The 26,017-nt window shown below is 64.0% G+C and carries 24 protein-coding genes; 14 read left to right on the forward strand and 10 right to left on the reverse strand.

The annotated features are described in order from the left end of the window. Positions 1 to 67 precede the first annotated feature (67 nt). Positions 68 to 1,420, forward strand: coding sequence for a magnesium transporter (gene mgtE / locus DWB85_RS10045; RefSeq protein ID WP_117954105.1), 1,353 nt, complete (start codon positions 68 to 70; stop codon positions 1,418 to 1,420). Positions 1,421 to 1,427: 7 nt separating this feature from the next. Then, complete coding sequence (gene yjgA / locus DWB85_RS10050) at positions 1,428 to 1,961, forward strand: ribosome biogenesis factor YjgA (RefSeq protein WP_117954106.1); 534 nt, start codon at positions 1,428 to 1,430, stop codon at positions 1,959 to 1,961. Here yjgA and DWB85_RS10055 read toward each other — a convergent pair. The 6 genes from DWB85_RS10055 to DWB85_RS10080 are packed head-to-tail and all read right to left on the reverse strand — an operon-like array spanning position 1,943 to position 10,411. After that, complete coding sequence (locus tag DWB85_RS10055) at positions 1,943 to 5,884, reverse strand: YhdP family phospholipid transporter (protein ID WP_117954107.1); 3,942 nt, start codon at positions 5,882 to 5,884, stop codon at positions 1,943 to 1,945. The genes yjgA and DWB85_RS10055 overlap by 19 nt on opposite strands. A 41-nt stretch (positions 5,885 to 5,925) precedes the next feature. Beyond that, entirely contained in the window at positions 5,926 to 7,395 is a 1,470-nt protein-coding gene (gene rng / locus DWB85_RS10060; protein WP_117954108.1) for a ribonuclease G, read from the reverse strand. A gap of 18 nt (positions 7,396 to 7,413) precedes the next feature. Next, entirely contained in the window at positions 7,414 to 7,998 is a 585-nt protein-coding gene (locus DWB85_RS10065; protein ID WP_117954109.1) for a Maf family protein, read from the reverse strand. Position 7,999: 1 nt separating this feature from the next. After that, positions 8,000 to 8,488, reverse strand: coding sequence for a rod shape-determining protein MreD (gene mreD, locus DWB85_RS10070; protein ID WP_117954110.1), 489 nt, complete (start codon positions 8,486 to 8,488; stop codon positions 8,000 to 8,002). A 3-nt stretch (positions 8,489 to 8,491) separates the two neighbouring features. Next, entirely contained in the window at positions 8,492 to 9,328 is an 837-nt protein-coding gene (gene mreC / locus DWB85_RS10075; RefSeq protein ID WP_117954111.1) for a rod shape-determining protein MreC, read from the reverse strand. 45 nt (positions 9,329 to 9,373) lie between these two features. Next, positions 9,374 to 10,411: a rod shape-determining protein gene (locus DWB85_RS10080; protein WP_117954112.1), complete on the reverse strand. Its 1,038-nt coding sequence runs from the start codon at positions 10,409 to 10,411 to the stop codon at positions 9,374 to 9,376. 236 nt (positions 10,412 to 10,647) lie between these two features. Between DWB85_RS10080 and gatC the strand changes: the two genes are divergently transcribed. From gatC to DWB85_RS10100, 4 genes are read left to right on the forward strand one after another with little or no spacing between them, the layout of a single operon-like run. Further along, positions 10,648 to 10,935, forward strand: coding sequence for an Asp-tRNA(Asn)/Glu-tRNA(Gln) amidotransferase subunit GatC (gatC, locus tag DWB85_RS10085; protein ID WP_117954113.1), 288 nt, complete (start codon positions 10,648 to 10,650; stop codon positions 10,933 to 10,935). 23 nt (positions 10,936 to 10,958) lie between these two features. After that, positions 10,959 to 12,419, forward strand: a complete 1,461-nt coding sequence (gatA, locus tag DWB85_RS10090; protein ID WP_117954114.1) for an Asp-tRNA(Asn)/Glu-tRNA(Gln) amidotransferase subunit GatA — start codon at positions 10,959 to 10,961, stop codon at positions 12,417 to 12,419. Continuing rightward, positions 12,419 to 13,861, forward strand: coding sequence for an Asp-tRNA(Asn)/Glu-tRNA(Gln) amidotransferase subunit GatB (gene gatB, locus DWB85_RS10095; RefSeq protein WP_117954115.1), 1,443 nt, complete (start codon positions 12,419 to 12,421; stop codon positions 13,859 to 13,861). The genes gatA and gatB overlap by 1 nt, the downstream gene beginning before the upstream one ends. A 19-nt stretch (positions 13,862 to 13,880) precedes the next feature. Continuing rightward, positions 13,881 to 14,171, forward strand: coding sequence for a PA4642 family protein (locus DWB85_RS10100; protein WP_117954116.1), 291 nt, complete (start codon positions 13,881 to 13,883; stop codon positions 14,169 to 14,171). 5 nt (positions 14,172 to 14,176) lie between these two features. Here the strand turns inward: DWB85_RS10100 and DWB85_RS10105 are convergent, their stop codons facing one another. Further along, complete coding sequence (locus DWB85_RS10105) at positions 14,177 to 14,605, reverse strand: MAPEG family protein (RefSeq protein ID WP_117954117.1); 429 nt, start codon at positions 14,603 to 14,605, stop codon at positions 14,177 to 14,179. A 140-nt stretch (positions 14,606 to 14,745) separates the two neighbouring features. Here DWB85_RS10105 and DWB85_RS10110 point away from each other — a divergent pair, with 140 nt between their 5' ends. From DWB85_RS10110 to dapE, 3 genes are read left to right on the forward strand one after another with little or no spacing between them, the layout of a single operon-like run. Continuing rightward, positions 14,746 to 15,102: an ArsC family reductase gene (locus DWB85_RS10110; RefSeq protein ID WP_117954118.1), complete on the forward strand. Its 357-nt coding sequence runs from the start codon at positions 14,746 to 14,748 to the stop codon at positions 15,100 to 15,102. A gap of 24 nt (positions 15,103 to 15,126) precedes the next feature. Then, a complete protein-coding gene (dapD, locus tag DWB85_RS10115) occupies positions 15,127 to 16,146 on the forward strand; it encodes a 2,3,4,5-tetrahydropyridine-2,6-dicarboxylate N-succinyltransferase (protein ID WP_117954119.1) in 1,020 nt (339 codons plus the stop codon). An 18-nt stretch (positions 16,147 to 16,164) separates the two neighbouring features. Next, positions 16,165 to 17,307, forward strand: a complete 1,143-nt coding sequence (dapE, locus tag DWB85_RS10120) for a succinyl-diaminopimelate desuccinylase (protein ID WP_117954120.1) — start codon at positions 16,165 to 16,167, stop codon at positions 17,305 to 17,307. Between the two features lie 7 nt (positions 17,308 to 17,314). On the opposite strand, the gene DWB85_RS10125 is transcribed toward dapE, so the two are convergent. From DWB85_RS10125 to DWB85_RS10135, 3 genes are all read right to left on the reverse strand, one after another. Continuing rightward, the gene (locus tag DWB85_RS10125) at positions 17,315 to 18,070 is read right to left on the reverse strand and encodes an SDR family NAD(P)-dependent oxidoreductase (RefSeq protein ID WP_117954121.1); all 756 of its coding nucleotides are present in this window, start codon (positions 18,068 to 18,070) and stop codon (positions 17,315 to 17,317) included. A gap of 62 nt (positions 18,071 to 18,132) precedes the next feature. After that, positions 18,133 to 18,939, reverse strand: a complete 807-nt coding sequence (locus DWB85_RS10130) for a class I SAM-dependent methyltransferase (protein ID WP_205422709.1) — start codon at positions 18,937 to 18,939, stop codon at positions 18,133 to 18,135. A 14-nt stretch (positions 18,940 to 18,953) separates the two neighbouring features. Then, a complete protein-coding gene (locus tag DWB85_RS10135) occupies positions 18,954 to 20,273 on the reverse strand; it encodes a hypothetical protein (protein ID WP_117954256.1) in 1,320 nt (439 codons plus the stop codon). Between the two features lie 112 nt (positions 20,274 to 20,385). Here DWB85_RS10135 and DWB85_RS10140 point away from each other — a divergent pair, with 112 nt between their 5' ends. The 5 genes from DWB85_RS10140 (at position 20,386) to glsA (ending at position 25,997) form a co-directional block, all read left to right on the forward strand. Continuing rightward, the gene (locus DWB85_RS10140) at positions 20,386 to 20,877 is read left to right on the forward strand and encodes a leucine-rich repeat domain-containing protein (RefSeq protein WP_117954123.1); all 492 of its coding nucleotides are present in this window, start codon (positions 20,386 to 20,388) and stop codon (positions 20,875 to 20,877) included. Then, a complete protein-coding gene (locus DWB85_RS10145; RefSeq protein WP_117954124.1) occupies positions 20,877 to 21,749 on the forward strand; it encodes a lysophospholipid acyltransferase family protein in 873 nt (290 codons plus the stop codon). The genes DWB85_RS10140 and DWB85_RS10145 overlap by 1 nt, the downstream gene beginning before the upstream one ends. Before the next feature lie 100 nt (positions 21,750 to 21,849). After that, complete coding sequence (locus tag DWB85_RS10150; protein ID WP_162846076.1) at positions 21,850 to 23,208, forward strand: DcaP family trimeric outer membrane transporter; 1,359 nt, start codon at positions 21,850 to 21,852, stop codon at positions 23,206 to 23,208. Between the two features lie 54 nt (positions 23,209 to 23,262). Continuing rightward, positions 23,263 to 24,975, forward strand: a complete 1,713-nt coding sequence (locus tag DWB85_RS10155; RefSeq protein ID WP_117954126.1) for an amidase family protein — start codon at positions 23,263 to 23,265, stop codon at positions 24,973 to 24,975. After that, complete coding sequence (glsA, locus tag DWB85_RS10160; protein ID WP_162846077.1) at positions 24,972 to 25,997, forward strand: glutaminase A; 1,026 nt, start codon at positions 24,972 to 24,974, stop codon at positions 25,995 to 25,997. The genes DWB85_RS10155 and glsA overlap by 4 nt, the downstream gene beginning before the upstream one ends. Positions 25,998 to 26,017: the final 20 nt, after the last annotated feature.

The following is a 26,017-nucleotide window of genomic DNA, read 5'->3' on the forward strand; positions in this document are numbered from 1 at the left end:
TGCCCGGATTCCCGGATAATCTCCAGACGGCGGTCCACTGCCCACTGACCATGGAGAGTAACCCGGCATGCCACAACCCGTAGCCACACGAAACCAGACCCTGGACAAGCTGACGCTGGCCCTGGACAGCGGCGCCCTGGTGGATGTCCGGCGAATGCTCAACGGCCTGCCACCGGCGGAAATCGCCCACCTGCTGGAATCCTCGCCGCCCAAGTTCCGGAACATTCTGTGGAAGATGATCGAGGGGGACCTGGAGGGCGAGGTGCTCGGCGAACTCCCGGACGATCTCCAGGCCCACTTCCTGTCCCGCATGGATGCCGCCGAGGTAGCGAGCATTACCGAGGGCCTGGAAGACGACGACATCGCCGATATCCTCCAGCAACTGCCGGACCGCGTGACCTGGGAAGTCCTCAATTACATGGACCACCAGGACCGGACCCGTCTGGAAAGCGTCATGCTCTACCCGGACGAGGTGGCCGGTGGCCTGATGAACACCGACGCCATCACCATCCGGCCCAGCCTGACCCTGGACGTGGTAATGCGCTACCTGCGCCGGCACGAAGAAATTCCGGAGATGACCGACAACCTGATCGTGGTCAACCGTTCCGACCAGTTTATCGGCGTACTGCCGCTGCGCACCCTGCTGGTTTCCGACCCGGGGGTCACCGTACGGGAAATGATGATTACCGATATCGACCCCATACCGGTGGACATGCCCGATGACGAGGTGGCGCGCCTGTTCGAGCGCAACGACTGGGTCTCGGCGCCGGTGGTCGACGGCAGCGGCAAATTACTGGGCCGTATTACCATCGACGATGTGGTGGACGTTATCCGCGAGGACGCCGATCACTCCTTCATGTCCATGGCCGGCCTGGACGAGGAGGAAGACACCTTTGCCTCCGTGGGCAAAGCCGCGCCCAAACGCGCCGTCTGGCTGGGCATCAACCTCATTACGGCCTTTATCGCCGCCGCGGCGATCAACATGTTCCAGGACACCATCGACAAGGTGGTGGCGCTGGCCGTGCTTATGCCCATCGTTGCCTCCATGGGCGGTATTGCCGGCACCCAGACCCTGACGGTGCTGGTGCGCGGCATCGCCATGGGCCAGGTCGGCAGGAACAACCAGAACTGGCTGCTCAGCCGCGAGGTCACCATCGGCCTGCTCAATGGCCTGGTCTGGGCCGCCGTGGTGGCGGTGGCAGCTTCGCTCTGGTTTGATGACTGGCATATCGGCCTGATCATTGCCGCCGCCCTGATCATCAACCTGGTCACCGCCGCCTTCACGGGCGCCGCCCTGCCGCTGCTGTTGACCCGCATGAATATCGACCCGGCGCTGGCCGGCGGAGTAGTGCTGACCACCGTAACCGATGTGGTCGGCTTTGTTTCTTTCCTGGGTCTGGCGACCCTGTTTTACGCCTGAGCGAGTTATGCACGATTATCCGGACCACAGCGAAGAAGAACTGGCGGAGGGCCCCAGCAAATCTGCCGTCAAACGGCAGATGCATGCCCTGCAGGACCTCGGCAAGACCCTCAGCGAACTGAATGACAAACAGCTCGCGCAGTTGCCCATTGAGGATGAAAAGCTGCTGGAGGCGCTGCGCGAGACCCGGCGCATCCGCAGCAAGAACGCCCTCAAGCGCCACCTGCAGTATGTGGGCAAGCTGATGCGCGACGTGGAGCCCGAGCCCTTCGAGGCGGCACTGGAGGCGATGCGTCAGCCGGCACGGGAAGCCAAGGCCCTGTTTCAGCAACTGGAGCAGCTGCGCGATGAGGTGCTGGAAGCCGGTGTGGATGGGGTGGAAACAGTGCTAGCGCGCTGGCCGCAGGCAGACCGGCAACAGCTGCGCCAGCTGGTGCTGCAACACCAGCGCGAGCTGAGCCGGGGCAAGCCACCCGCCGCCAGCCGCAAGCTGTTTCGCTATCTGCGCGAGTTACTGGAAACCTACGGCGCCTCGGGCTGAGCGGCGCCCGGCTGCGCTGGCGGGGCCGCTGAATTGGGGGCCTCCGGGAGGTTCTCGCCATTGGACAGGCGCACCTCGTCGTCGAAGATGCGATCAAATTTCACCAGCGGGTCGTCCCAGGTCCCCTGAATGGTATACACGCCGCTGGACAGCCGGTTGACCTGCTTTTCGAACACCTTGCTCACCACAAACACCCCGGCGGCTACCGGCAAACCACCCGCCAGGGCGGCGACCCAGGGCAGGTTATTAGCCACCGGCAGGGTCGCCACCAGTTCCCCGTCCAGGCTGCGACTGGCAATGTCGGATACGCCGCTCATGGAAAACGCGCTGGAGCTGCCCTTCACGGTCAGCTCCGCCACTTCCAGGTTGCCGCCGTGGAAAAGTATCTCGCCGTCCATGTTGTGAAAATTGATGCCGGATTCAAACATGTGGGAGAGACTGAGGCTGGACACGATATCGGCCAGGTTGACGATCTCCACGACCTGCAGCGCACCGGCGGCCGCCGGCGTTTGCAGGAACCGGCCCGCTCCCACATCGACGCCTACACGGCCGCCCAGCCCGGCGAGGGATACCGCCTGCGGCGGGCCGGGCCAGTCCAGCTCAAGCTCAAGCCGGCCTGTTTCGGTTTCCAGGAACCGGGCGTAGCCCAGTTGCTCAAGCGTATCGCCGAAGTCGGCAAAGCGCGGCCTGGCCTGCAGTGTGGTGCCCTGCCCCGGCGTCCAGACCAGCTCCGCCGCCGGCTCCGGCAGCAGTTCCAGGCCAGCGACCTCACCGACGATGCCCCGGGCCCGCAGAGCGCCGCCAGCGGACTCGAGCACCAGTTGCAGCTGGCCGATCGCCCGGCCGTTGCGGCGCAGCTCGCTGACCCGCACATCGATAGGCGGCAGCTGCAGCGCTCCTGGCCGGGCGGCGGCTTTTTCCGCGGCTGTCCCCTCGGACACGGCCGGGGACAAATCCAGGTAATCCAGGTCCAGCCGGGCGCCGCTGCCGTCGGTATCCTGGCGATAGCTGCCCTGCAGGCGCTCGATACCGCCCTCGACCTCCCAGCCGCTGGCATCCAGTGACAGCTTGAACCTCGCATCTGCATACTCGCTGCCCCAGAGCAGCAGGCGTTCCGCGTGGGCCTGGTCAATCACCAGGCGCAGGCCTTCCCCCCCCGGCGCAGCCGGCGACCCGGCCGGCGCCGGGGGATCATTGGGATCGGGAGCCGCGTCTGCTGCCGGCAACAAATACTGTCGGGTAAATGCCAGCCAGCCGTCCACATCCACCAGGGGGGCCGTGCCCGCCACCTGTAACTGGCCGTCGAGCAATCCGGGGGGATGGGTATTCACCCCCAGCGCCCCACCCTGCAGGCTGCCCCCGGTGATATCCAGCTGCAGCGACAGTGCCTCGCCGAGGGCGAGGCCCAGAACCATTTGCTCCGGTCCCAGGGGCAGCGCCACCTCCAGCGGCACGGCCTGTTCCCGGCTTTTGGTCCAGGGTTGCGGCAGGTCCAGGGCCATTCCCTGCAGGGACGACTGCAGGGTCAACAGCGGCAGCTCGCCGGGCAATACCGCTATTTTCCCGCTGACCTCGGCGCGCCCGGCGGCCAGCGCCAGCGCATCTTGCTGCAACCAGCCCTGCAGGGCGCGGGCTTCCACGGTTCCTGCCAGGTCTATCTCCACCGCCGACTGGCCGAAATCAAAGCCCGCATCCTCGCCCAGCAGGGAACGCTGCCCGATCTCCAGGCGCACAGCCTCACCCCAGAGTTCGCCCTGAATATCCCGCGAGCGGAATCCACGCCGGGAGTCATAGCTCAACTCGCCGCTCAAATCGTCTACCGCCAGCCTGCCGGGATTGATCTCCAGGTCGACCTGCTGGAGGTCTACGCTGACATCCACCACCGGCGCCTCGCTGCTGTCTGCCAGGTTCAGCTCCAGCTGCAGTTCCGTTTCCAGCTCACCGCTGGCACGCCAGTCGGCAAAGGCCTCCCGGGTCAGGCGCCCCAGCAGGGAGTCATTGACCGCGCGCAGCCCGTCCTCGGCACTGCCGACCACCCAGCCATCGATCGCCAGCCGCATTTGCCCTTCCTCGTCCATCCAGGCTTCCGCCGACAGCCGCTCGACGGTGGACGAATACAGTTTCGCGCTATCGGCCCAGACACTGACATCGGTGTCGTCCAGCAGTACCGCTCCCCGCACAGCGCTGACCGGTGGCCAGTCGGGGTGGTAGGCCAGCGAAGTGTTATCCACGTTGAGCATCAACTGCACCGTGCGCAGGTCAGCGGCTCCGCGCTTCAGGCTGCCGCGCCAGATAAAGCCCGCCTGTTCCACTTCGCCCTCGCCCACCGCTGTCGACAGCCAGTCCAGCAGGTTCTGGTTCAGGGTGTAGGGGATGTACTTGACCCGGTGAATGGGGTGCGAACTGGCCAGCCCCACCATCAGGTCCATTTCCAGTCCCGCCTCGGTGCTGTGGAAGGGGATATTGAGGGAGAACAGCGCCTGGGCCGTTCCCTCCACCCCGGAAGCGGTGATCAGGCCGCTGTGCAGCAGCAGCCCGTCTGCATCCCAGCTCAGGCCCAGCGTACCGAAGAAGTCGTCATAGTAAAGCGGTTGCCGGTAAAGGGTGGGAAAGGACATGGTGAACTGCTGGCTGTCTATGACCACGTAGCCGCCGGTTTCCGACAGTTCGAAATAGCCGGTAGCGGAGCGAACCCCGGGGGCACCGCGCCAGGAATCCACCTGCAGGCGATCGAAGTTGCCCTCCACGTCCCATTCCGCGAGGGGGTCGGTGTAGTCGCCCACCCCCAGCTGCAGCGCGGTGAGCTCGCCGCGCGGCGCCAGGGTGGCAAATACCGATTGCAGGGTAGCCGGCATCCCCGGCAGTGACTGCAGTATCCGGTTCAGTGGCTCCAGGTCCACGGCGCCCGTTCTCAGCCGCAGCGAACTGCCCCAGGCATCCAGTTGCAGGCGCGGGATATTGACCTCGGCGTCGTCCAGACTGGCACTGAAATTGTCGGCGAACAGGCTGCGGTGGTTCCTGCCCTGTACCAGGGTCGCCTGGAAAGAGAGCGCATCCAGGGGCAGCGACCACTCGCCATCCGCCGGCTCCAGCAGCAGGTCGTAGATCTCGAAATCCATATCCAGGCCGGCCTCACCGCGATCCCAGGTGAGCCAGAACTCACTGTCCAGGCGACCGCTGGCGGACAGCGCCGGCTGGCTGGACAGCACCTGCGACAACGCCCCCAGGTCCCCCGCATCCAGCCTCGCGAACAGCACTCCCTCGAACTCTGCCGGGCGAAACGGATTGCCCAGCCCGCGTCCGGTGAGGTGGATGTCGGTACCGGCGGTGGACAGCATGTCGGCGCGCAAGTGCCTGACACTGCCCTCCCGGGCCAGGTGCAGGTCGAGGGCGAAGTCACGTTGCTCCCCGCCTGGCAGCAGCAGCCTGAGCTTGTTGTCGCGCAGGGTGATGTATTCGATATTGAGCAGGAAATCCTGCAGCCAGCCACCCAGTTCACCACCACTGCCGGTCAGGCCTGGAATCACCAGCCGACCCTCGGCATTGAGCTCGGCGACGAGCGTCAGCCCCTCCAGTTGCAGTGATGTGAACTGCAAACTGCGGGTGGCGATGGACCGGGAAACGTCTATACCCATGCGGCCGCCGGACAATTGCAGGGGCACGGCCTCGCGTTCGGGGAGAACCAGCTCCAGGCCGTCGAGCAGAATTTCCGGGGTGAAGGAATGCCACTCGCCGCTGATGCGCTGGGCGTGGATCTGGAACGGCACCCGTCGATTCAGCGCATCCAGCACCTGGTCCTGCCAGCCCTGCAGGTTGCTGCTGAGCAGGCGCCCGACACTGACATAGGTTGCCAGCAGCACGATTGCCAGCACCGCCAGGCCCCACAGAAAACTGCTCAGTTTGTGAAAAATCGATCGTTGCAAATGTTCGTGTCCCGGGTTGCTCGCCGCCCTGAATACAGTGCTTAGAGCAGCACTATATCGAAGTGTTCCGGATTATTGTCGGGCTCGACCCGGAGACTGATAGTTTTGCCGATGAACTCCTCCAGGTCCGCGACGTTGGCCGACTCCTCGTCCAGCAGGCGGTCGATTACTCCCTGGGTGGCCAGCACCATGAGTGTGTCGTTATCGTATGCCCGGGCGTCGCGCATGATTTCCCGAAAGATCTCGTAGCAGACGGTTTCGGCGGTTTTCAGTACGCCGCGGCCATTGCACACGGGGCACTCCTCACACAGGAGCTGCTCCAGGCTTTCCCGGGTGCGCTTGCGGGTCATTTCCACCAGTCCCAGTTCCGAGACACCGGTAATCTTGTTGCGGGCCGGGTCACGGGCCATGACCTTCTCCAGCGCCCGGTGCACCTGCCGCCGGTGCTCCTCGTCGCGCATGTCGATAAAGTCGACGATAATGATACCCCCCAGGTTGCGCACGCGCAGCTGGCGGGCCAGCATGGAGGCCGCCTCCAGGTTGGTCTTGAATATGGTTTCTTCCAGGTTGCGGCGGCCGACGTAGGAACCGGTGTTGACGTCGATGGTGGTCATTGCCTCGGTCTGGTCGATCACCAGGTAGCCGCCGGACTTGAGCTCAACCTTGCGGCTCAGGGCCCGCTGCAATTCTTCCTCGATGCCGTGCAGGTCGAACAGCGGCCGCTCACCGGGGTAGTGCTCCAGCAAGCCCGATACCTCGGGCATGTACTCGCTGCAAAACTCCTGCAGGGCGGTAAAGCTTTCCCGGCTGTCTACCAGTATGCGCTCGACCCCGGGGCGGGCCAGGTCGCGCACCGTGCGCAGGTGCAGGGCCAGGTCGGTGTACAGCAGTTCCGCCTTGCGCGCGGCCTTGCCCCGGCGCGACACCACCGTCCACAGGCGCTTCAGGAAGCGCAGGTCGGCGCGAATCTCTTCCAGGCCCGCACCCTCGGCGGCAGTGCGCAGAATGTAACCGCCCTGCCCCGTCATCTCCTCCTGTTCCAGCGCCTGGGCCAGCAACTGCTGCAAGCGCTGGCGCTCCTCGCCATCATCGATGCGCTGGGATACCCCGACGTGGCTGCTCTGGGGCATGAACACCAGGTAGCGCGAAGACACCGATAACTCGGTGGTGAGACGGGCGCCCTTGCTGCCCAGGGGGTCCTTGGTGACCTGGACGATGACTTTTTTGCCCTCGTGCAGATAGTCAGCGATCGCGTCGGAGGCCCGGGACCGGCCATCGGATCCGGGTACGTGGATGTCGGACACATGGATAAAGCTGGTGCGTTCGGCACCAATGTCGACAAAGGCCGCCTGCATGCCGGGCAGCACCCGGACCACCTTGCCCGCATAGATATTGCCGACCATGCCTTTGCGGGCACTGCGTTCGATGTGAATATCCTGGGTAGCTCCATTGTCGACCACTGCCACCCGGGTTTCCATGGGTGTTACATTGACCAGGATTTCCTCACTCACTATCAGGCCCCATTCACCTTAACCTCCAAGCGCACCGGCTATGCCCCGTGCCGACAACATCCGCCAGGTCTCGGCGAGGGGCAAGCCGACCACATTACTGTAACTGCCCTCGATGGAACTGACAAAAGCCCCCGCCAGGCCCTGGATGGCGTAACCGCCGGCCTTGTCCCAGGGTTCGTCGGTAGCGAGGTAGGCCTCGCACATTTCACGGCTGAGCTGGACAAACTCGACCCGGGTCGCAACCAGTTCGCATTCGCTGATCCCGTCCGGGCCATGCAGGCAGACTGCGGTGAGCACACTGTGGCTGCGGCCACTGAGCCGGGCCAGCATGCCCAGCCCCGCAAAACGGTCAGCCGGCTTCCCCAGCACATCCTCATCAATCACCACCGAGGTATCCGCCGCCAGCACGGCCAAGCCTTCATCGCGGTGCCGACCGGCAACCGCGGCGGCCTTTTCGGCGGCCATGCGCAGCACGTAATCGCCGGGCTTCTCCCTGTCCCGCGGAGTTTCATCGATGTCAGCGGGTTCACAGCGGTAGCGCACCCCTATCTGGTCCAGCAGCTCCCGGCGCCGGGGGGATGCGGATGCGAGAATCAGGTCCATATCAGGTCACCAGGAACGCGCGGCGCAGACTGCGCAGCAGGTGAAAAACAAGCGGCCACAGCAGGGCGCTGGACACCGCCGGCAACAGGAACAGCATGGTCGTGGCGCCGGCGCCTTCCAGATTCTGGACCCACTGGCAGATCATCAGGTTAATGCCCACCAGCACGAAGATCACCCCCGATTGCTGCAGCTGGCTGTACACCCGCAGCCGCTGGTACAACAGCAGCGCCAACAGGGCGACGACAGTGAGGGCGAAACCGTTCTGACCCATTACCGCACCCTCGACCACATCCAGCATCAGGCCGAGGGCAAGCGCGGTCACCAGCCCCATCCGGTGGGGCAGGGCAATCACCCAGTAGACGAGCACCAGGGCCGCCCATTCCGGCCGCCCCCAGGCGAGCCAGTGGGGTAGCGGCAGAATTGCCAGGCACAGTGCCAGGAAAAAGCTGGCCAGTATCAGCCAGTAGCCATGGGGCTGCTGGTCGACCACGAATCAGTCTCCTTCTGCTGGCCTGGCAGTGAACACCAGCAATACGTGGCGGCTGCGCTCCAGGGCGGCACTGGGGGTGGCGATGATACGGGCGAAGGCCTGTCCGGGATCGCGCTCGATTTCACTGACCACCGCCACCGGGTAACCCACCGGGAAGCGCCCGCCCAGGCCCGAGGTGACCAGCAGGTCGCCCTCCTTGATGTCGGTGGTTGCCGACACATGGTGAACTTCCAGGGAGGTGAGACTGCCGGTGCCCTCGGCGATCGCCCTGACGCCATTGCGATTGACCTGCACCGGAATGGAGTGGGTCGCGTCGGTGATCAGCAGGGCCCGGGAGAGCAGCGGGCTGACCTTGACGATCTGCCCCAGCAGGCCGCCGGCATCAATCAGCGGCTGGCCAACAAAGACACCGTCCTGCTCGCCCTTGTTGAGCACCAGCTGGTGGCGCACCGGGTCCGGGGATACCCCGATCAGCTCGGCCACCAGCACGTCGTCGCGCAACATGGCGGACGAGTTCAACAGCGCCCGCAGACGCACGTTTTCCGCCTGTAGCGACGCCATCTGGTGGGAGCGCCCTTCCAGCACCAGGTTTTCCCGGCGCAAGCGCTCATTCTGCTCCTGCAGCTCACTGCGACTCACCAGGTGCTGCTGGTTCCATTCCATGACCCGGGAGGGCAGGTCCGCCACCCAGTAAACTGGGGTAGCCGCCGTTTCCAGCAGCGAGCGGGCATTATGCAGGGCGTTGAAGCGCAGGTCGGCCGCGAGCAGAGCCACGACCACTAGCGCTACCAGGAACAGGCGCAGTCCCAGCGTGGACTCTTTAACAAATAGTGGCTTGATGTCGTCTCCTCAGCGATTCCTGCGGGAATTCCGGGGACAGTGTACTTATTCTGTCGACAGCAGGTCTATGGTTCGCCTGTCCATCAGTTCCATCGCCCGGCCGCCGCCGCGGGCAACACAGGTCAGGGGATCCTCAGCGACGATGACCGGCAGGCCCGTCTCCTCCGAGATCAGCCGGTCCAGGTCACGCAACAGGGCGCCGCCGCCGGTGATCACAATACCGCTCTCGGCGATATCGGCCGCCAGTTCCGGGGGTGATTGCTCCAGTGCCGACTTGACCGCCTGGACAATGGAAGACAGCGGATCCTGCAGGGATTCCAGGATCTCGTCACTGTCCAGGGTAAAGCTGCGGGGCACGCCTTCCGCCAGGTTGCGGCCGCGAACATCGATTTCGCGCAGGTCAGAGCCGCCAAACGCGCAACCGACTTCCATCTTGATCTTCTCGGCCGTGGCATCGCCAATCAGGCTGCCGTAGCGGCGGCGAACATGGGCGACAATGGCCTCATCAAAACGGTCGCCGCCGATCCGCACCGAGTCCCGGTAAACAATGCCGTTGAGTGAGATAATGGCGATCTCGGTGGTGCCACCACCGACATCGACCACCATGCAGCCGCTGGCTTCTTCCACATTGAGTCCGGCGCCGATAGCCGCGGCCATGGGCTCCTCGATCAACCGGACTTCGCGGGCACCGGCCGACAGGGCCGACTCGCGAATCGCCCGGCGTTCCACCTGAGTGGACATGCAGGGCACACACACCAGCACCCGGGGGCTGGGACGGATAAAGCGGCTTTCGTGGACCTTGGCGATAAAATGCTGGAGCATTTTCTCGGTCACCTGGAAGTCGGCGATCACCCCGTCCTTGAGGGGGCGGATGGCGGTGATGTTGCCCGGGGTACGGCCCAGCATACGCTTGGCTTCGGTGCCGACGGCCTCGATGGTCTTCTGGCCATTGTGGACCCGGATCGCCACCACCGAGGGCTCGTCCAGCACAATGCCCTTGTCGCGCACGTAGATCAGGGTATTGGCGGTACCCAAATCAATGGAGAGATCGTTGGAGAACACTCCACGCAATTTCTTCAGCATTAAGTCTTACTACCTTGTGAGTACAACGGGGGAACTGGGCCGGACAGTCCTGCATGCTTCCCTGGCGCCGCGCAACGAGTGCTAGACCCTTGAAATGCGGCGATTTTCGACCGTTTTTTTGGGTGGAAAATTATTCGGTCAACTGTAACAACCGCGGGGATTTTGGGCAAGGCGCAAATGTGATAAGTTTACGCCCCCTGCCGCATCCCGGCGGCTCTCTTCCCGGTTGTAACAACATGGCTATTGAGCAAGACGAAATTGAAAACATTGCGGAACTCGCGCGCATCCGCATCGCCGACGACCAGATAGGCGAGGTCACCCAGCGCATTACCGAAATTCTGGGTATGGTGGACCAGCTGCAGGCTGCCGACACCACCGGGGTTGCCCCCATGGCCAATCCCCTGGACGCCATCCAGCGCCTGCGCGCCGACGAAGTCACCGAAATCAATCGCCGCGAGGCTTTCCAGGCCATCGCCCCCGCCGTCGAGAACGGACTGTACCTCGTACCCAAAGTTATTGAATAAGGCTGCTCCAGGAAACCACAGCAATGCATGATATGACTGTCGCCCAGCTGGCCCGGGGCCTGCGGGACAAGACCTTTTCCAGCGTCGAGCTGACCGAAGCCTTTCTGCAACGAATCAGCGAGCACGACGCCAACTACAATGCCTTTGTCAGCGTTGACGGCGACCGCGCCCTGGCCGATGCCCGGGCGGCGGATCAACGGCTGGCCGCTGGCGATGCCGACGCGCTCACCGGCATCCCCGTCGCCCACAAGGACATATTCTGCACCGAGGGCCTGCGCACCAGCTGTGGCTCGAAGATGCTGGACAATTTTGTCCCGCCCTACAATGCCACCGTTATCCAGCGCTTCAACGACGCCGGCGCGGTCATGCTGGGCAAGACCAACCTCGATGAATTCGCCATGGGCTCCTCCAACGAGAACAGCTACTACGGCCCGGTGAGGAACCCCTGGAACCGGGACCTGGTGCCCGGCGGCTCCTCCGGCGGCTCTGCCGCCGCAGTGGCGGCGAGAATGGCGCCTGCGGCGACCGGCACCGACACCGGTGGCTCCATCCGCCAGCCCGCGGCCTTCTGCGGCATTACCGGACTCAAGCCCACCTACGGCCGGGTCTCGCGGCTGGGCATGATCGCCTATGCCTCCAGCCTGGACCAGGGCGGCCCCATGGCCCGCACCGCCGAGGACTGCGCCCTGCTGCTGAACGCCATGGCCGGCCACGACCCGCAGGACTCCACCTCGGCCGAGACCCCGGTGGAGGACTACTGCGCGGCCCTCGGCAATGACCTGCAGGGCCTGCGCATCGGCCTGCCCCGGGAGTACTTCGACGACGGCCTTGATAGCACCACCGACAGCTGCATCCGGGCAGCGCTGACAGAGCTGGAGGCCCTGGGCGCAGAATTGGTGGAGATCAGCCTGCCCAGCAGCAGCCTGACCATCCCCGCCTACTACATCATTGCCCCGGCGGAGGCCTCCACCAACCTGTCACGCTTTGACGGTGTCCGCTACGGTCACCGCTGCGAGGACCCGGCAGACCTGCACGACCTCTATACCCGCACCCGAGAGGAAGGCTTCGGCGACGAGGTGAAGCGCCGCATCCTGGTCGGTACCTACGCCCTGTCCGCCGGTTACTACGACGCCTACTACAAAAAGGCACAGCAGGCGCGCCGCCTGATCAGCAACGATTTCAGCCAGGCCTTCGAGGGGGTCGATATCATCGCCGGGCCAACCACCCCCGGCCCGGCTTTTGCCCTGGGCGCCAAGAGCAATGACCCGGTGGCCATGTACCTGGAGGACGTCTACACCCTGGCGGTGAACCTGGCCGGCCTGCCCGGCATGTCTGTTCCCGCCGGCCTGGCTGGCGGCAGGCCGGTGGGCCTGCAATTGATTGGCCGTCACTTTGCCGAGGCCGCGCTGTTGAACGTGGCGCACCGCTTCCAGCAGGCAACTGACTGGCATACCCTGACACCGGGACTGGGAGGGGCCAAGTGATGCAGTGGGAAACGGTTATCGGCCTGGAGGTGCACCTGCAGTTGGCCACCCAATCGAAGATATTTTCCGGCTCGCCCATTGCCTTTGGCGCCGAGCCCAACACCCAGGCCAGCGCCGTGGACCTGGCCATGCCGGGCATGCTGCCGGTACTCAACGAGCAGGCGGTGCGCATGGCAGTGATGTTCGGTCTGGGCATTGACGCGGAGATCGGCATGCGCTCGGTATTCGACCGCAAGAACTATTTCTACCCGGACCTGCCCAAGGGCTACCAGATCAGCCAGTTCTCCGACCCGATTGTCGGCCGCGGAGAGTTCGAAATCCAGCTGGAGGACGGCAGAACCCGGCAAATCGGCATAACCAGGGCCCACCTGGAGGAAGACGCCGGCAAGTCCCTGCACGAGGACTTTCACGGCATGACCGGCATCGACCTCAATCGCGCCGGAACCCCGCTACTGGAAATCGTGACCGAACCCGACATCCGCTCGGCGGCGGAAGCGGTGGCCTACCTCAAGGCCCTGCACAGCCTGGTCACCTACCTGGGGATCTCCGACGGCAATATGGCCGAGGGCTCCATGCGCTGTGATATCAACATTTCCCTGCGCCCGCCGGGCCAGGCGGCATATGGCACCCGGGCGGAAATCAAGAACGTCAACTCCTTCCGCTTTGTCGAGCGCGCCATACGCCACGAGGTGGAACGCCAGTCCGACATTCTCGAGGACGGCGGCAAGGTCGTGCAGGAAACCCGGCTCTACGATGCCGAGCGCGACGAGACCCGGCCCATGCGCAGCAAGGAGGTGGCCAACGACTACCGCTACTTCCCGGAGCCCGACCTGCTGCCCGTCGTGATCGACGACGCCTATGTGGCAGCGATCAGGGAGACCCTGCCGGAGCTACCCACCGCCAAGCGGCACCGGTTCATGGAGCAGTACGGGCTGTCGGCTTACGACGCCAACGTGCTCGCCGACAGCCGGGAACTGGCGGATTACTACGAGGCCGCGGTGGGCGCCTGTGGCGATGCCAAGATTGCCGCCAACTGGGTGCAGGTGGAGCTGCTGGGCCAGCTCAACAAAGCGGAACTGGGTATCGGCGCCAGCCCGGTCTCTGCGGCGGATCTCGGCGGCCTTATCGCCCGCATCCTCGACAACAGCATCTCCGGCAAAATTGCCAAACAGGTGTTCGAGGCGATGTGGAACGGCGAAGGCAGCGCCGATGAAATCATCAAGGCCAGGGGGCTGCAACAGGTCTCCGACAGCGGCGAACTGGAAGCCATGGTGGACGAGGTCATCGCCGGCAATAGCGCCCAGGTCGAACAATATCTCGCCGCCGACGAGGGCAAACGCAAAAAACTACTGGGTTTCTTCGTCGGCCAGGTCATGAAGGTTTCCCGCGGGCAGGCCAACCCGCAAATGGTCAACCAGCTACTGGCGAAGAAGCTGCACTGAACAAACCGAGAGTTTACCCATGAAGAAAGACAAGCAAAAAGTACTCGACGAGGTCTGGACCGAGGACCACGTGAAAAGCTTCCTCGAGGTGCGGCCCCACGACGGCAGCAACGAGGATTTCCACATGCTGTACAAGGCCTACCGGAGCATGCGGGCAGCGGATTTCGAGTTGTTCGTGGGCTTTTTCAGCAACCAGGGGCGGGACATCAACGCCCGCGGGCCCGACGGCGAGACCGTGCTGGACATCGTATCCGAACACCGTCACGGCGCCGGTTACGCCGCGGTACTGAAAGCCGCCGGCGCCGGCTGACGCGCTTACACCGCTGCCAGGAAGGCTCTTACCACCATCACCCACAGCGCCAGTGACGACAGCAGGTAGACCAGGAAGCGGTGCATCACCCGGTTGTAGCTGCAGTGGATGAAACTGTGCAGGATGCGGCCGGCGACGAATACCCAGGCACAGCCCAGGTGCAGGCTGTCCACCTGGCCGAACAGGGTCAGGTAGAAACAGGTGACATAAAATACCACCGGCACTTCAAACAGGTTCTTGAAGTTATTGGCGGCAGCGGAGACATCGCCGGGGATGAGCGCCTGGACATCCGCCGGGGTCTTCAGTCGTTCCGCATCCACCTTGTTGGCCGTCAGGTACTTCATCCGGGTCACAAACAGCGTGACCCACACTACCAGGGTTAACAGCAGCATGGTCGCTACCGGCAGGGCCAGCGCGTTACTCTCTAACTCCATTGATTCACCTCTCGTTACGGTTTGCCCGGAATGCCAGCGGGCGGCCAATATAGCATCGTCGCCGCTGATAATCAGAGGTGCCCTGCAGCGGCTGATTTGCTATTCTAGCGCCCCCAAAATAGCACGGCAGCAGGCTCCCGGTGATCACCGTATACGGCATCAAGAATTGTGACACGATCAAGAAGGCCCGGAAGTGGCTCGATGACAGAGGCATAGAGTATCGCTTCCACGATGTTCGCGAAGAGGGCCTGAGTACCGCCACCGTTGCCGGCTGGCTGGAGGAACTGGGCTGGGAAACCCTGGTCAACAAACGCAGCACCACCTGGAAAGGATTGGATCCGGCTGTGCGTGACAAAATGGACGACAGCACGGCCCTGCAGCTTATTGTCGAGCAGCCCACCCTGTTCAAAAGACCGCTGCTGGACATCGGCCACGAACGCCACTGTGGTTTTTCCGCCGCTCGCTACCAGGACATTTTCAATCACCACACCCTCTAGGGTGTATCGAACACAGGTAACACAATGACTGATTCCGCTTTTGCCTTCGGCCTGGGTGTGGGCACCCAGAACAGCAAGGGCGAGTGGCTGGAAGTATTCTTCCCCGCTCCCCTGCTGGCTCCCTCCGCAGAAATACAGACTGCAGTCGCCGGCCTGGACAGCAATACCGAACTGGATGAAGACGGCCTGCGAGCCCTGCAAAGCGCCCTCGCCGAGGCCGGGGCCAGCGAGCAGGCGACGCTGGCGGGCCGCCTGCGCGACAGTGGCCGCCCGGCCGTTGCCGTGCTGCTGGCGGAGGATTGCGCCCCCGCCAACGTCCCCGAGGGCTACCTGAAACTGCACCTGCTGTCCCACCGGCTGGTCAAGCCCCACGGCACCAATCTCGACGGCCTGTTTGGCGTGCTACCCAATGTCGCCTGGACCAATGAAGGCGCTATCGATCTCGAGGAGTTGCCCAAGCGGCAATTGTCTGCCCGCCTGCGCGGCGACCTGCTGGAAGTCAGCTGCGTCGACAAGTTCCCGAAGATGAGCAACTACGTGGTGCCCGCCGGCGTTCGTATCGCCCACACCGCCCGGGTCCGTCTCGGCGCCTACCTCGGCGAGGGCACCACTGTCATGCACGAGGGCTTCGTCAACTTTAACGCCGGCACCGAGGGCCCGGGCATGATCGAGGGCCGCATTTCCGCCGGCGTCATGGTCGGCCAGGGCTCGGACCTCGGCGGCGGCTGTTCCACCATCGGCACCCTGTCCGGCGGCGGCAATATCGTGATCTCGGTTGGCCGCGAGTGCCTGATCGGCGCCAACGCCGGGATCGGCATTCCCCTGGGCGACCGCTGCACCGTGGAGGCCGGCCTGTTCGTTACCGCCGGCACCAAGGTCAATATGCTCGATGCTGACGGCATGCCGGTAGAGACCATCAAGGCCCGGGAGCTGGCCGGCAAATCCGACCTGCTGTTCCGGCGCAATTCCAGCACCGGGGCGGTGGAATGCCTGACCAACCGCTCAGCGGTCGAGCTCAACGAGGAGTTGCACGCCCACAACTAGGGCCTGCTTGTACTGAGCATGGATAACACCCTGTCACTGTGCTGCGACCTGATTCGCCGGGCCTCGGTTACCCCCGAGGACAGGGGCTGCCAGGCGCTGATGATGTCCCGGCTGGAGGCCATTGGCTTCCACTGCACGCCGCTGCGCTTCGGCGAGGTGGACAACTTCTGGGCGGTGCGTGGCGACAGCGGCCCGCTGCTGGCATTTGCCGGCCACACCGATGTGGTTCCCACTGGCCCTGAATCGCAGTGGCGCACCCCGCCATTCGAACCCACCCTGGTGGGCGATACGCTCTACGGTCGCGGTACCGCCGACATGAAAGCCAGCCTCGCCGCCATGGTTGTTGCCTGTGAGGAGTTCGTCGCCGCACATCCAGACCACCACGGGCGCATAGCTTTCCTGATTACCTCCGACGAGGAGGGCCCGGCGGTGGACGGCACGGTGCGGGTGATGGAATGGCTACAGCAGCGGGATGAAAAGATTGACTGGTGCCTGGTCGGGGAACCCTCCAGCTCCAGTGCCCTGGGCGACGTGATCAAGAACGGCCGCCGGGGCTCGCTCAACGCCCGGCTGACGATAAAGGGTATGCAGGGCCATATTGCCTATCCGCACCTGGCGGACAATCCCATCCACCGCGCGGCGCCGGCGCTGGCGGTACTGGCGGCACAAGAGTGGGATGCCGGCAACAGTTTCTTCCCGCCCACCTCCATGCAGGTATCCAATATCAATGGCGGCACCGGCGCCACCAACGTGATTCCCGGTGAACTGGAGGTGGTATTCAATTTCCGCTTTTCAACCGAGGTCACCGATGTCGAGCTGCGCCAGCGCACCGAGGCCATCCTCGACGCCCACCAGCTGGATTACAGCATTGAGTGGAACCTCAGTGGCCAGCCCTTCCTGACGCCCAGCGGCGAGCTGGTGGACGCCGCGGTGCAAAGCATCCGCGAGGTCACCGGCCTGGAGAGCCAGCTCTCCACGTCGGGCGGCACCTCCGACGGCCGCTTCATCGCCCCCAGTGGCGCCCAGGTTGTGGAGCTGGGCCCGATCAACGCCACTATCCACAAGCTCAATGAGGAAGTACACGCGCCTGACCTGCCGCGGCTGACAGCAATCTACCGCGGTATTCTCCAGCGTCTGCTGGGGCCTGTTCACACTAACTGAGCTGGCCCTAGCCCAGGGCGGCCAGTAATCCCTGCACGCCCTTGCGGGCCAGCGCCAGGTTATCCTCTCCGGGCACGACCAGTACCTTGTCAGTGTTCAGCGCCGCCAGGCTGGCGGTGACCACTTCCTCCGCCTGCATCCACATCTCGTCCGGGAATGACTCTGTAGCGAAGCCCCTGTCCTTCATCGGCTGATGTATTTCCGTGCGCACCAGGCCGGGGCACAGGGCCTGCACCCGGATACCCGTGGCGGCCAGTTCCTGCTGCAGGCCCAGGCTGAAATAGCTCAGGAACGACTTGCTGGCGCCGTATACCGACAGCATCGGTCCGGGCAGGAACGCCCCCAGCGAAGACAGGTTGATAATCTGCCCCCGCCCCAGCTCGCGCATAAATGGCAGCGCCGCCCGGGTCAGGGTGATGCTGGCCTCGCAGTGGAGGTTGAGCATATCCCGCTGTTCGCCCACCGGCGCCTCGATAAAGTAGCCGTATGTGCTGAACCCGGCATTGTTCACCAGAATATCCACCGGCCCCTTCTGGCGCAGTATTTCCATGGTTTGGGCCACGCCCTCGACACTGAGCAGGTCGGCAGTCACAGGATGCAGCTCGGTTTCGCCTGCCAGTTCCTCGCGCAGCGCCTCCAGGCGATCGCGGCGCCGGGCCACGGCGATTATCCGCTCACAGCGGCCCGCCAGTTGCCGGCAAAATTCCTCGCCGATTCCCGAGGACGCCCCCGTCACCAGGGCGATACTCTGCTGTTGCGACATGGTGTGATCTCCTGTGGCTGGGAAGCCGGCAATGATAGTCGCTGCTGCCGACCCTGTCGCTGTCAATTGAGGCTGGAAAGCACGTGTACATCGTAGCGCACCGCCTTGCCTCTGATGCTGTGGGAGGGCGCAACGGCGGCCAGGGGAGCGGCTTTTAGCGGCCGCTTCACCACCACCCTGGCCACAGGGCAGCCCAGGGCCCAGCGCAACAGCTCGTGGTTGCTATCGGGCTCGGCCTGCAGCAGGTACTGGAACAGGGCCATCTCTTTTTTTACTGCCGCGCGCTTGTCCTGCTGCCTGAACATGGGATCGAGATAAATCACATCGCAGTTTGCCAGTTGTCCACCAGCCAGTTCCCGGGCATCGCCCGCCAGCAGCGTCATGCGGGCGGCGGCGTTGGCGAGCCAGGGGTCGGTGGAGGCCTGGGCCAGTTCCAGCCCGCTGCGCAGCATGGCCGCGACCACGGGATGACGCTCGCACAGCGTGACCTGTACCCCGAGATCAGCCAGCACAAAGCTGTCACGGCCCAGACCGGCGGTGGCGTCCACGACATGAAGGGCGGGCTTTTTGCCGATACCCACCGCCCTGCCCAACAGTTCATTGTGCCCGGCGTTACGCCGGTGACGCATGCTGGAGGCGCCGAAATCAACAGCAACAGGGCCCGGCGCCTGCCTGCCGGTGATCTGCAGGGCAATACCGTTGACATGGACCTGCAGCAGGGCCCCCGCCGAGTGGCAGCGACGGGGATCGGTCGCCAGGGGCAGCAGCGGCAGGTCCAGCTCCGCGGCCAGTTGCCTGGCCCTGTCCCGGGACAAATCATCTCCGGGGCAGACAGCCAGCAGGGCCGGCAATGAGGCCTCTCTCTTCACCGCGGCTGCAGCGCTCAGTCTTCGGAAATCGAGGACTTGCGCTTGCGCAGCAGACTGGCGAGGTCATCGAACATGGCCTCGGCGCTGGCGGCGGGCGGCTGCTCCTCGGCCGCCTGCACCGCACCCCCAGCTGTCGCGGCTTCTTTGGCGGTGGCTTGCGGAACCGCCGCCAGCCCGGCATCGTCCAGGCCCAGCAGCAACTCCTTGTCTTCCAGGCTGACCTTGAGCTGCAGGTTGTAGGCGTAGTGATTGAAACCGTGCTTGTCGACAATCCGGAAGCGGCGGGGCACGGACTCCCCTTGCTCATCGCGGGTTTTGCTGAGCCAGCACTGAATGGTCGATATCTGCTTGCTCGACAGCTGGGTCCCCACCACGGCCTCCAGCCCGCGGTTGCAGGCCGCCACAAAAGCCGGCGTGGACACCCGTTCAGTGGCCAGCGGTCCATCTCCCAGGCTGGTGAAGAAGTCGCCGATCAACAGTTGCCCGGCGGCGGCCAATTCGACCATTCGCGCCAGCTCAATGGTTACATCGCCGACGATGTAACTGAACACCGTGGGGTTGACGCCCTCAGCCTGGTAAAGCTCGTAGTGGCCGCCGACGTGGTAGGCAGCGCGGATCAGGGGCACGGTATTGCCACGCGAGGCGGCGCGCGCCACAGCGTTGTCCGCCACCACCAGCAGCATGAAATAAAACAGGTCCCGGTCCGCCTCCGGACCCAGGCTGCGATTCCAGATGTAGTAACCATCACCGGTGGTGGTGCGGGCGAAGTTGATTTCTATGCCCTGGGACAGCAGCTTGTTGTAGGCAGAATTGAGGGAATAGGACAGGCTGTTGAGCTGGCTCGCCTGCTCGAAGGGCGTATACAGCGAGAATTCGACAATATCGAACAGTAATACCGCCCGGTTCTCCACGTAGCTCAGGCCATAGCGCCGGATCAGTTGCTCCACCGCCTGCAGCACCAGCGGTTCCTCACTCAGGGCGGTATTGAGCTTGATAAAGGTGGGAGCCACCTCCAGCCGCCGCGACACAGCGAACATCTCCTCCCGGGTTTTGCGCCGCTGGCCGGAGATCATCTCCCGGATGTAGGCCTCGTTGCCACTGTGTTCGGCGCCCTCGGCACAGTAGTTGCCGAGGAAGTAGTGGGGCACGAATATGACCAGCAGCCCGCGCTCGTCGGCGCTCCAGCACAACACGATATTCTGGCCCAGCCGCCACTGCTTGCGCAGGGTTTTTTCCAGGGTCTTCAGGTTACCCCGCTGTACCAGTGATATCGCATCACTGGCCGACGCCTGTCCAGGCGTGGAACCGTTGCCGGTATTTACCGAGTCGGTCATCAGGCTTTCCATAATTTAATACATCCAATGTTATTATAGGTAGCCTGTGAGGCTGGGGCCATGACCAAATTGGCACCCTGACGCACAGGCCAATACTCCCGGGAGACAAGGAATGACGCGCTGGTTTCTGATAACCCTGCTACTGCTGTCCGGCGGCTGCAGTGACCTCGACTTCAAGGTTAACGACCGGGTCGTGTATTCGCCGCGGCCGCTGTTCAGCGATTTCGAGCTCGCCGATCCTGCTCTGCAGGCCTGTGTCGAGCAGGCAGTTGCCGACCAGAAGGTCACCCTGGCCAGGGAACTGACCAGCCTCAACTGCAGCCACGCGGGGATCAGCAGCCTGGAGGGTCTGGAGCTGTTCACCGGCCTGCAGCAGCTGAAACTGTCCGCCAACGAAATCCGTAACCTGGCACCGCTGGGCAAGCTGTCATTGCTGGAAACACTCTACCTGGACAACAACCAGGTGGTGGACCCGGTACCGCTGTATGAGCTGCTGTCCCTGAAAACGCTGGACCTTGCAGGTAACGGCTCACTGCAATGCCCGGCGGGCAATGCCCTGTTCCGTCTCGATGACCTGAGCCTGCCCCGGCACTGCGCCCGCTGATGTTGCTGCGCCTGCTCGCCTTGCTGCCCTTCAGCCTGCTCTACGCCGTGGCCTGGCTGTGCTACCTGCTGCTCTATTACGTCGCCAGGTACCGACGGGATGTGGTCAGGGCCAACCTCGCCAATGCCTTCCCGGAAAAATCGCCGGCTGAGCGCCGCCGGCTGGAAAAAGCTTTCTACCAGCGCCTCTGCCAGGTAGCGCTGGAAATCATCAAGGCCCGGCGCATGCCCCCCGAGGACTTCCTGGAGCGGGCCAGGATTACCAATCCCGAATTGCTGGAGCAGTACAGCGAGAATTTCAGCAAGTCGGTGATTGTGCTCACCATCCACCAGGGCAACTGGGAGTGGATGCTGCACGGTGCCACCACCCGCTTCCAGATTCCCATCGACCCGGTGTACAAGCCGCTGCACAACGCGGCGGTAGACAAACTGATTTACCAGATACGCAGCCAGTTCGGCTCGCGGCCGCTGTCCATGGACGAGTCGGTGAAGGACATCATCCGTCGGCGCCGGGAGTTCCGCATTTTCGTCATGGTGGCGGACCAGTCACCCATCCGCAGCGAGCGCGGTTACTGGACGCAGTTCATGAACCAGGAGGCCAATTTTTATCTCGGCGCGGAAACCATCGCCAAGATGACCCGCTTTCCGGTGCTGTTCGCCCAGTGCAGGCGCCGCCGCACCGGCCACTACGAGATCGAATTCAAGGAACTGGCCCGGCCACCCTACGACAAGCACAGCAACGACATTACCGACCGCTACGTGGCCCTGGCGGAACAGGCCATCAGGGAAGAGCCGGAGAGCTGGCTGTGGAGCAACCGGCGCTGGAAGCGCGACCGCGCCCGGGAAGAAGCGCGGGAGCAGCAGGCTTCCTGATCGACGACGGATTCAAAGCAAATTGCACCCGGGACTGGCGCAAGCTACCAATCGGCGGGAAATGGGCTACTCTTCTACCGACCATTCTCTGGAGATTGTCATGCGCAAAGCCACCGCCCTGCTGTTTGCCTCACTGCTTGTCCTGAGCCCGCTTTCCACTCTCGCCGCCAGCGACACCGAGCGCATCCAGATGCTGGAGCAACAGTTGCGCCAACAGCAGCAGGTGCTGGACGCCATGCGCCAGGAACTTGAACGGCTGAAGGCAGGTGAGGACAGCCTCGTCCAGGCTGGCACCGCGGCACCAGGGGAACAGGACCGGGCCCGCGCCGAACAGGAACCGGAACTGGCGCAAACCCGGGGCGACGCCAGCCTCAATGTCTATGGCCACATCCAGCTGGATGCCATCTACGATTTCAAGCGGGTCGACCCGACCTGGGAATCCACCCTGCGGCCATCGACCATTCCCACCGTGGAAGACACTTTCGGCGCCGATGGCAACACCATCATCAGCGTCAAGCAGACCCAGTTCGGTTTCAAGGGCACTACACCGACCCCGCTGGGCGAGATGAAATCCTGGTTTGAGTTCGACTTCTTCGGCACCGGCTCCGACGCCGGCGACACCAAGTTCAACCTCCGTCACGCCTGGATAGAACTGGGCTCGCTGGGTTTCGGCCAGACCAACAGTAACTTCATGGACATTTCCATTTTTCCCAACGTGGTGGACTGGTGGGGCCCCGCCGGCATGGTGTTCAACCGCAACGCGCAGATTCGCTACTCCTGGGCCGTGGATGACAGCGCGCAATTCGCGATCGCGGCGGAGAAGCCCAATGGCAGCTTCAACAGCGGCGAGTTCGGCGAGATATCCCCGGGCTTCGACGACATCGTCAAGGCCCGTACCCGCTACCCCGATATCACCGCCCGCTGGCGCGACGACTACGACTGGGGTCACTACCAGGTCGCCGCCGTTCTGCGTTATCTGGAAATCGAAGCCCGGGGGATCGCCGATGCCCCCTCACCGGAGAACGAGACCGGCTGGGGCATCAACCTCACCGGGGTCATCAATACCGTCGGTCGCGACCAGCTGAAGCTGGGCCTGGTGCATGGCGAGGGCATAGCCAGCTTTTTCAATGACGGCGGCGTCAACCTGGCCCCGGAGGACAACCGGGCCGAGGCGGTACCCATCACCGGGGTGACGGCCTACTACGATCGCTACTGGTCCAGCGAATGGTCATCCTCTATCGGCTTTTCCGTCAATGACGCGGACCCCCGCAAGCAGCAGGCTGCCGACGAGTTCGACAGCGGCGTCTACGCCAGCGTCAACCTGCTATACACGCCCTACCCCGAACTGCTGATCGGACCTGAGTTCCTGTACGGCAAACATGAGGACGTCGGCGGTCGCAGCGGTGAAGACTACCGGCTTCAATTCACCCTGAAACACAAGCTGGGCAGGACCTTCTAGGGCCTGTTCAGGCTGACTGGGCTGGCCCTGGCCCCGGATAATGGAGAAGCAATCATGAATACCAGCCACCGGGTAATCGCCCTGCTCGCGGCACTGCACCTGGGTGCCTGTGCCGCAAGCGACGCGCCGGAGACGGCGAGTCAGGAAGTCGACACCTTCACGGTGGTAGAGGCCAGCTTTGCCGACATGCAGGCAGCCATGGCCGGTGGTGAAACCACCGCAAAACAAATCGTGGCCCAGTACCTCGAGCGCATCGACAGGTATGAGCCCCAGCTGCGGGCCACCCTGGCGGTGAACAGCAAGGCCCTGGCCGAAGCCCAACAACTGGACCGGGAACGGGCCGCGGGAAAGGTGCGCGGCCCGCTGCACGGGATCCCGATCGCCCTCAAGGACAACATTCACACCACCGACATGCCCACCACTGGCGGAGCACTGGCCTTCAAGGACTATACCCCGCCCTACGAGGCCACCCTGGTCCAAAAGCTGCGTGACGCCGGCGCGATAATCATCGCCAAGACCACCCTGACGGAGCTGGCCAACTGGGTCGCCACCGGCATGCCCAACAGCTACAACGCTGTGCGCGGTTATGGCTATAATCCCTACGACCCCCGCCCCGACCCCCGCGACGGCTTCGCTGACGGCCGCGCGGTCATGGACACCGGCGGCTCCAGTTCGGGCATCGGCACGGCCGCCAATCTCTGGGCAGCCAGCGTGGGCACAGAGACCTCCGGGTCCATCGAGATACCCGCCAATAACACCATGCTGGCGGCCATCAAGCCCACCGTGGGCCGGATCAGCCGCCACGGCATTATTCCCATTACCGCCGACCAGGACACCGCCGGCAGCATGGCCAAGTACGTGGCCGACGCCGCCGCCCTGCTGGCGGCCATGGAAGGCGTTGACGAGCAGGACCCGGCTACCGGCAGCTGCCCGCCACCCGCCGATGGCAGCTATGCCGCGCATCTGCGCGCTGACGCCCTCGCCGGCGCGCGTATCGGCATCCCCCGGGCCTACTACTACCAGCCGGTAGTGCCCCCGGGGAAGACCGAGCCGGTGGGCGGTTTGTCATCCGGGGAGAGCGCCGCCATGAGCCGGGCGATTGAGCTGCTGCGCGCGCAGGGGGCGGTGATTGTCGATCCGGCCAATATTCCCAGTGTCGTCAACCCGGTCGCGGCGGATAACCAGCTGCTGTTCCAGAACTGCTACGACGTCGTCAACGGCAAGGGCCGGGACGAGAATTGTTCGGTCATTCTGAAGTACGGGATGAAGCGTGACTTCAATCGCTGGCTGGACAGCCTGGGGGACAGCGCGCCGGTGGCCTCGCTCACCGCCCTGCGCGAGTTCAACCTGGCGCACAGGGACAAGAATGCGATTCGCTACGACCAGGCCGAACTGGACATTTCCGATGAGATGGATGTGACCGCGGACAGGGCCCGCTGGCGTGCTGACCGCGACAAGGATATTCGCCTGTCCCGCAGTGAGGGCATCGATGCCGCCCTCAGGGCGCACCAGCTGGATGCCCTGCTCATGCCCTCCTGGAAAGGAGAGAACATCCTCAACAAGGCGGGCTATCCCGCGGTCGTGGTGCCGTTTACGACCGTCCCCAACCAGTTGCAACCGCCCCTGCCCGACGGCTTCGACCCCAGGCCCATGCCATTCGGCGTCAGCTTTATCGGCACCGCCTGCTCCGAGCCGAGGTTGATCGAACTGGGCTATGCCTTCGAACAGGCGACCCGGGCCCGCAGGCCCCCCGCGCAATTCCCGTGACCCGACTGGGCGCCGCCGTCGCAGCAGGCCTGCTCCTGGCCCTGGCCAGCGCCGGTGCGCCGGCTGCGGCGCTTGATACCGCGGCGCTGGAGGCCGCAGTCGACAGCGCCTATCGGGCCTACCGCGATCACAATGAGGGCGACCCCGCCCAGTATATCCCCGCCCTGGCGGCGGCGGAGCCGGACCGTTTTGGCATAGTCGTGATGACGGCGGACGGCAGGGTCATTGCCCGCGGCGACAGCGGCACGGCTTTCCCCATCATGTCCGCCGCCAAGCCGTTTACCGCGGCGCTGGTCATGCAGCAGCGCGGGCCCCAGGCTGTGGTCAGGGAACTGGGGGTGGAACCCACCGGCGACCCCTTCAACGCGCTGACCGGCATCATTCGCCAGCGCAATGAGCCACTTAACCCGCTGGTCAATGCCGGCGCCATCACCGCGGTCAGCCTTATCCAGGCCGCCGAGCCGGAACAACGCTGGCCGCTGCTGCTCGACTACTACAGCAGGTTTGCCGGCGAGCCACTGCACATACAGGAGGATGTCTATCGCTCGGTAGCGGGCAGCAACTACCGCAACCGGGCGCTGGTAAACCTGCTGCAGCAGGAAAGCTGGTTGCAGGCCGAGGCCGCTAGCACCCTGGATATTTACAACAAGCAGAGTTGCGTTGCGGTTACGGCCCGGCAACTGGCCGTCATGGGCGCTACCCTCGCCAATGCCGGGGTGAATCCCGCCACCGGCGAGAGAGTGCTGGAGGCGCCACTGGTCACCCACCTGCTGGCGCTGATGACCCTCAGCGGCTTTTACGACGAATCCGGCTGGTGGGCATTTACCGCCGGGCTGCCCGCCAAGAGCGGCGTGGGTGGCGGTATTGTGGCGGTGGCGCCCGGCAAACTGGCGATTGCGACCTTCTCGCCCCGGCTGTCCCCCGCCGGCAACAGCGTCCGCGGCATGCTCGCCATCCAGGCGATCTCACGGCAACTGGGCCTCAGCGTATTCAATCCCGGAGCGCCTTACCAGTCACCGTAGGCTCGCCGCACGCCGGCCAC

This window comes from Seongchinamella sediminis (assembly GCF_003457605.1).
Lineage (GTDB): Bacteria > Pseudomonadota > Gammaproteobacteria > Pseudomonadales > Halieaceae > Halioglobus > Halioglobus sediminis.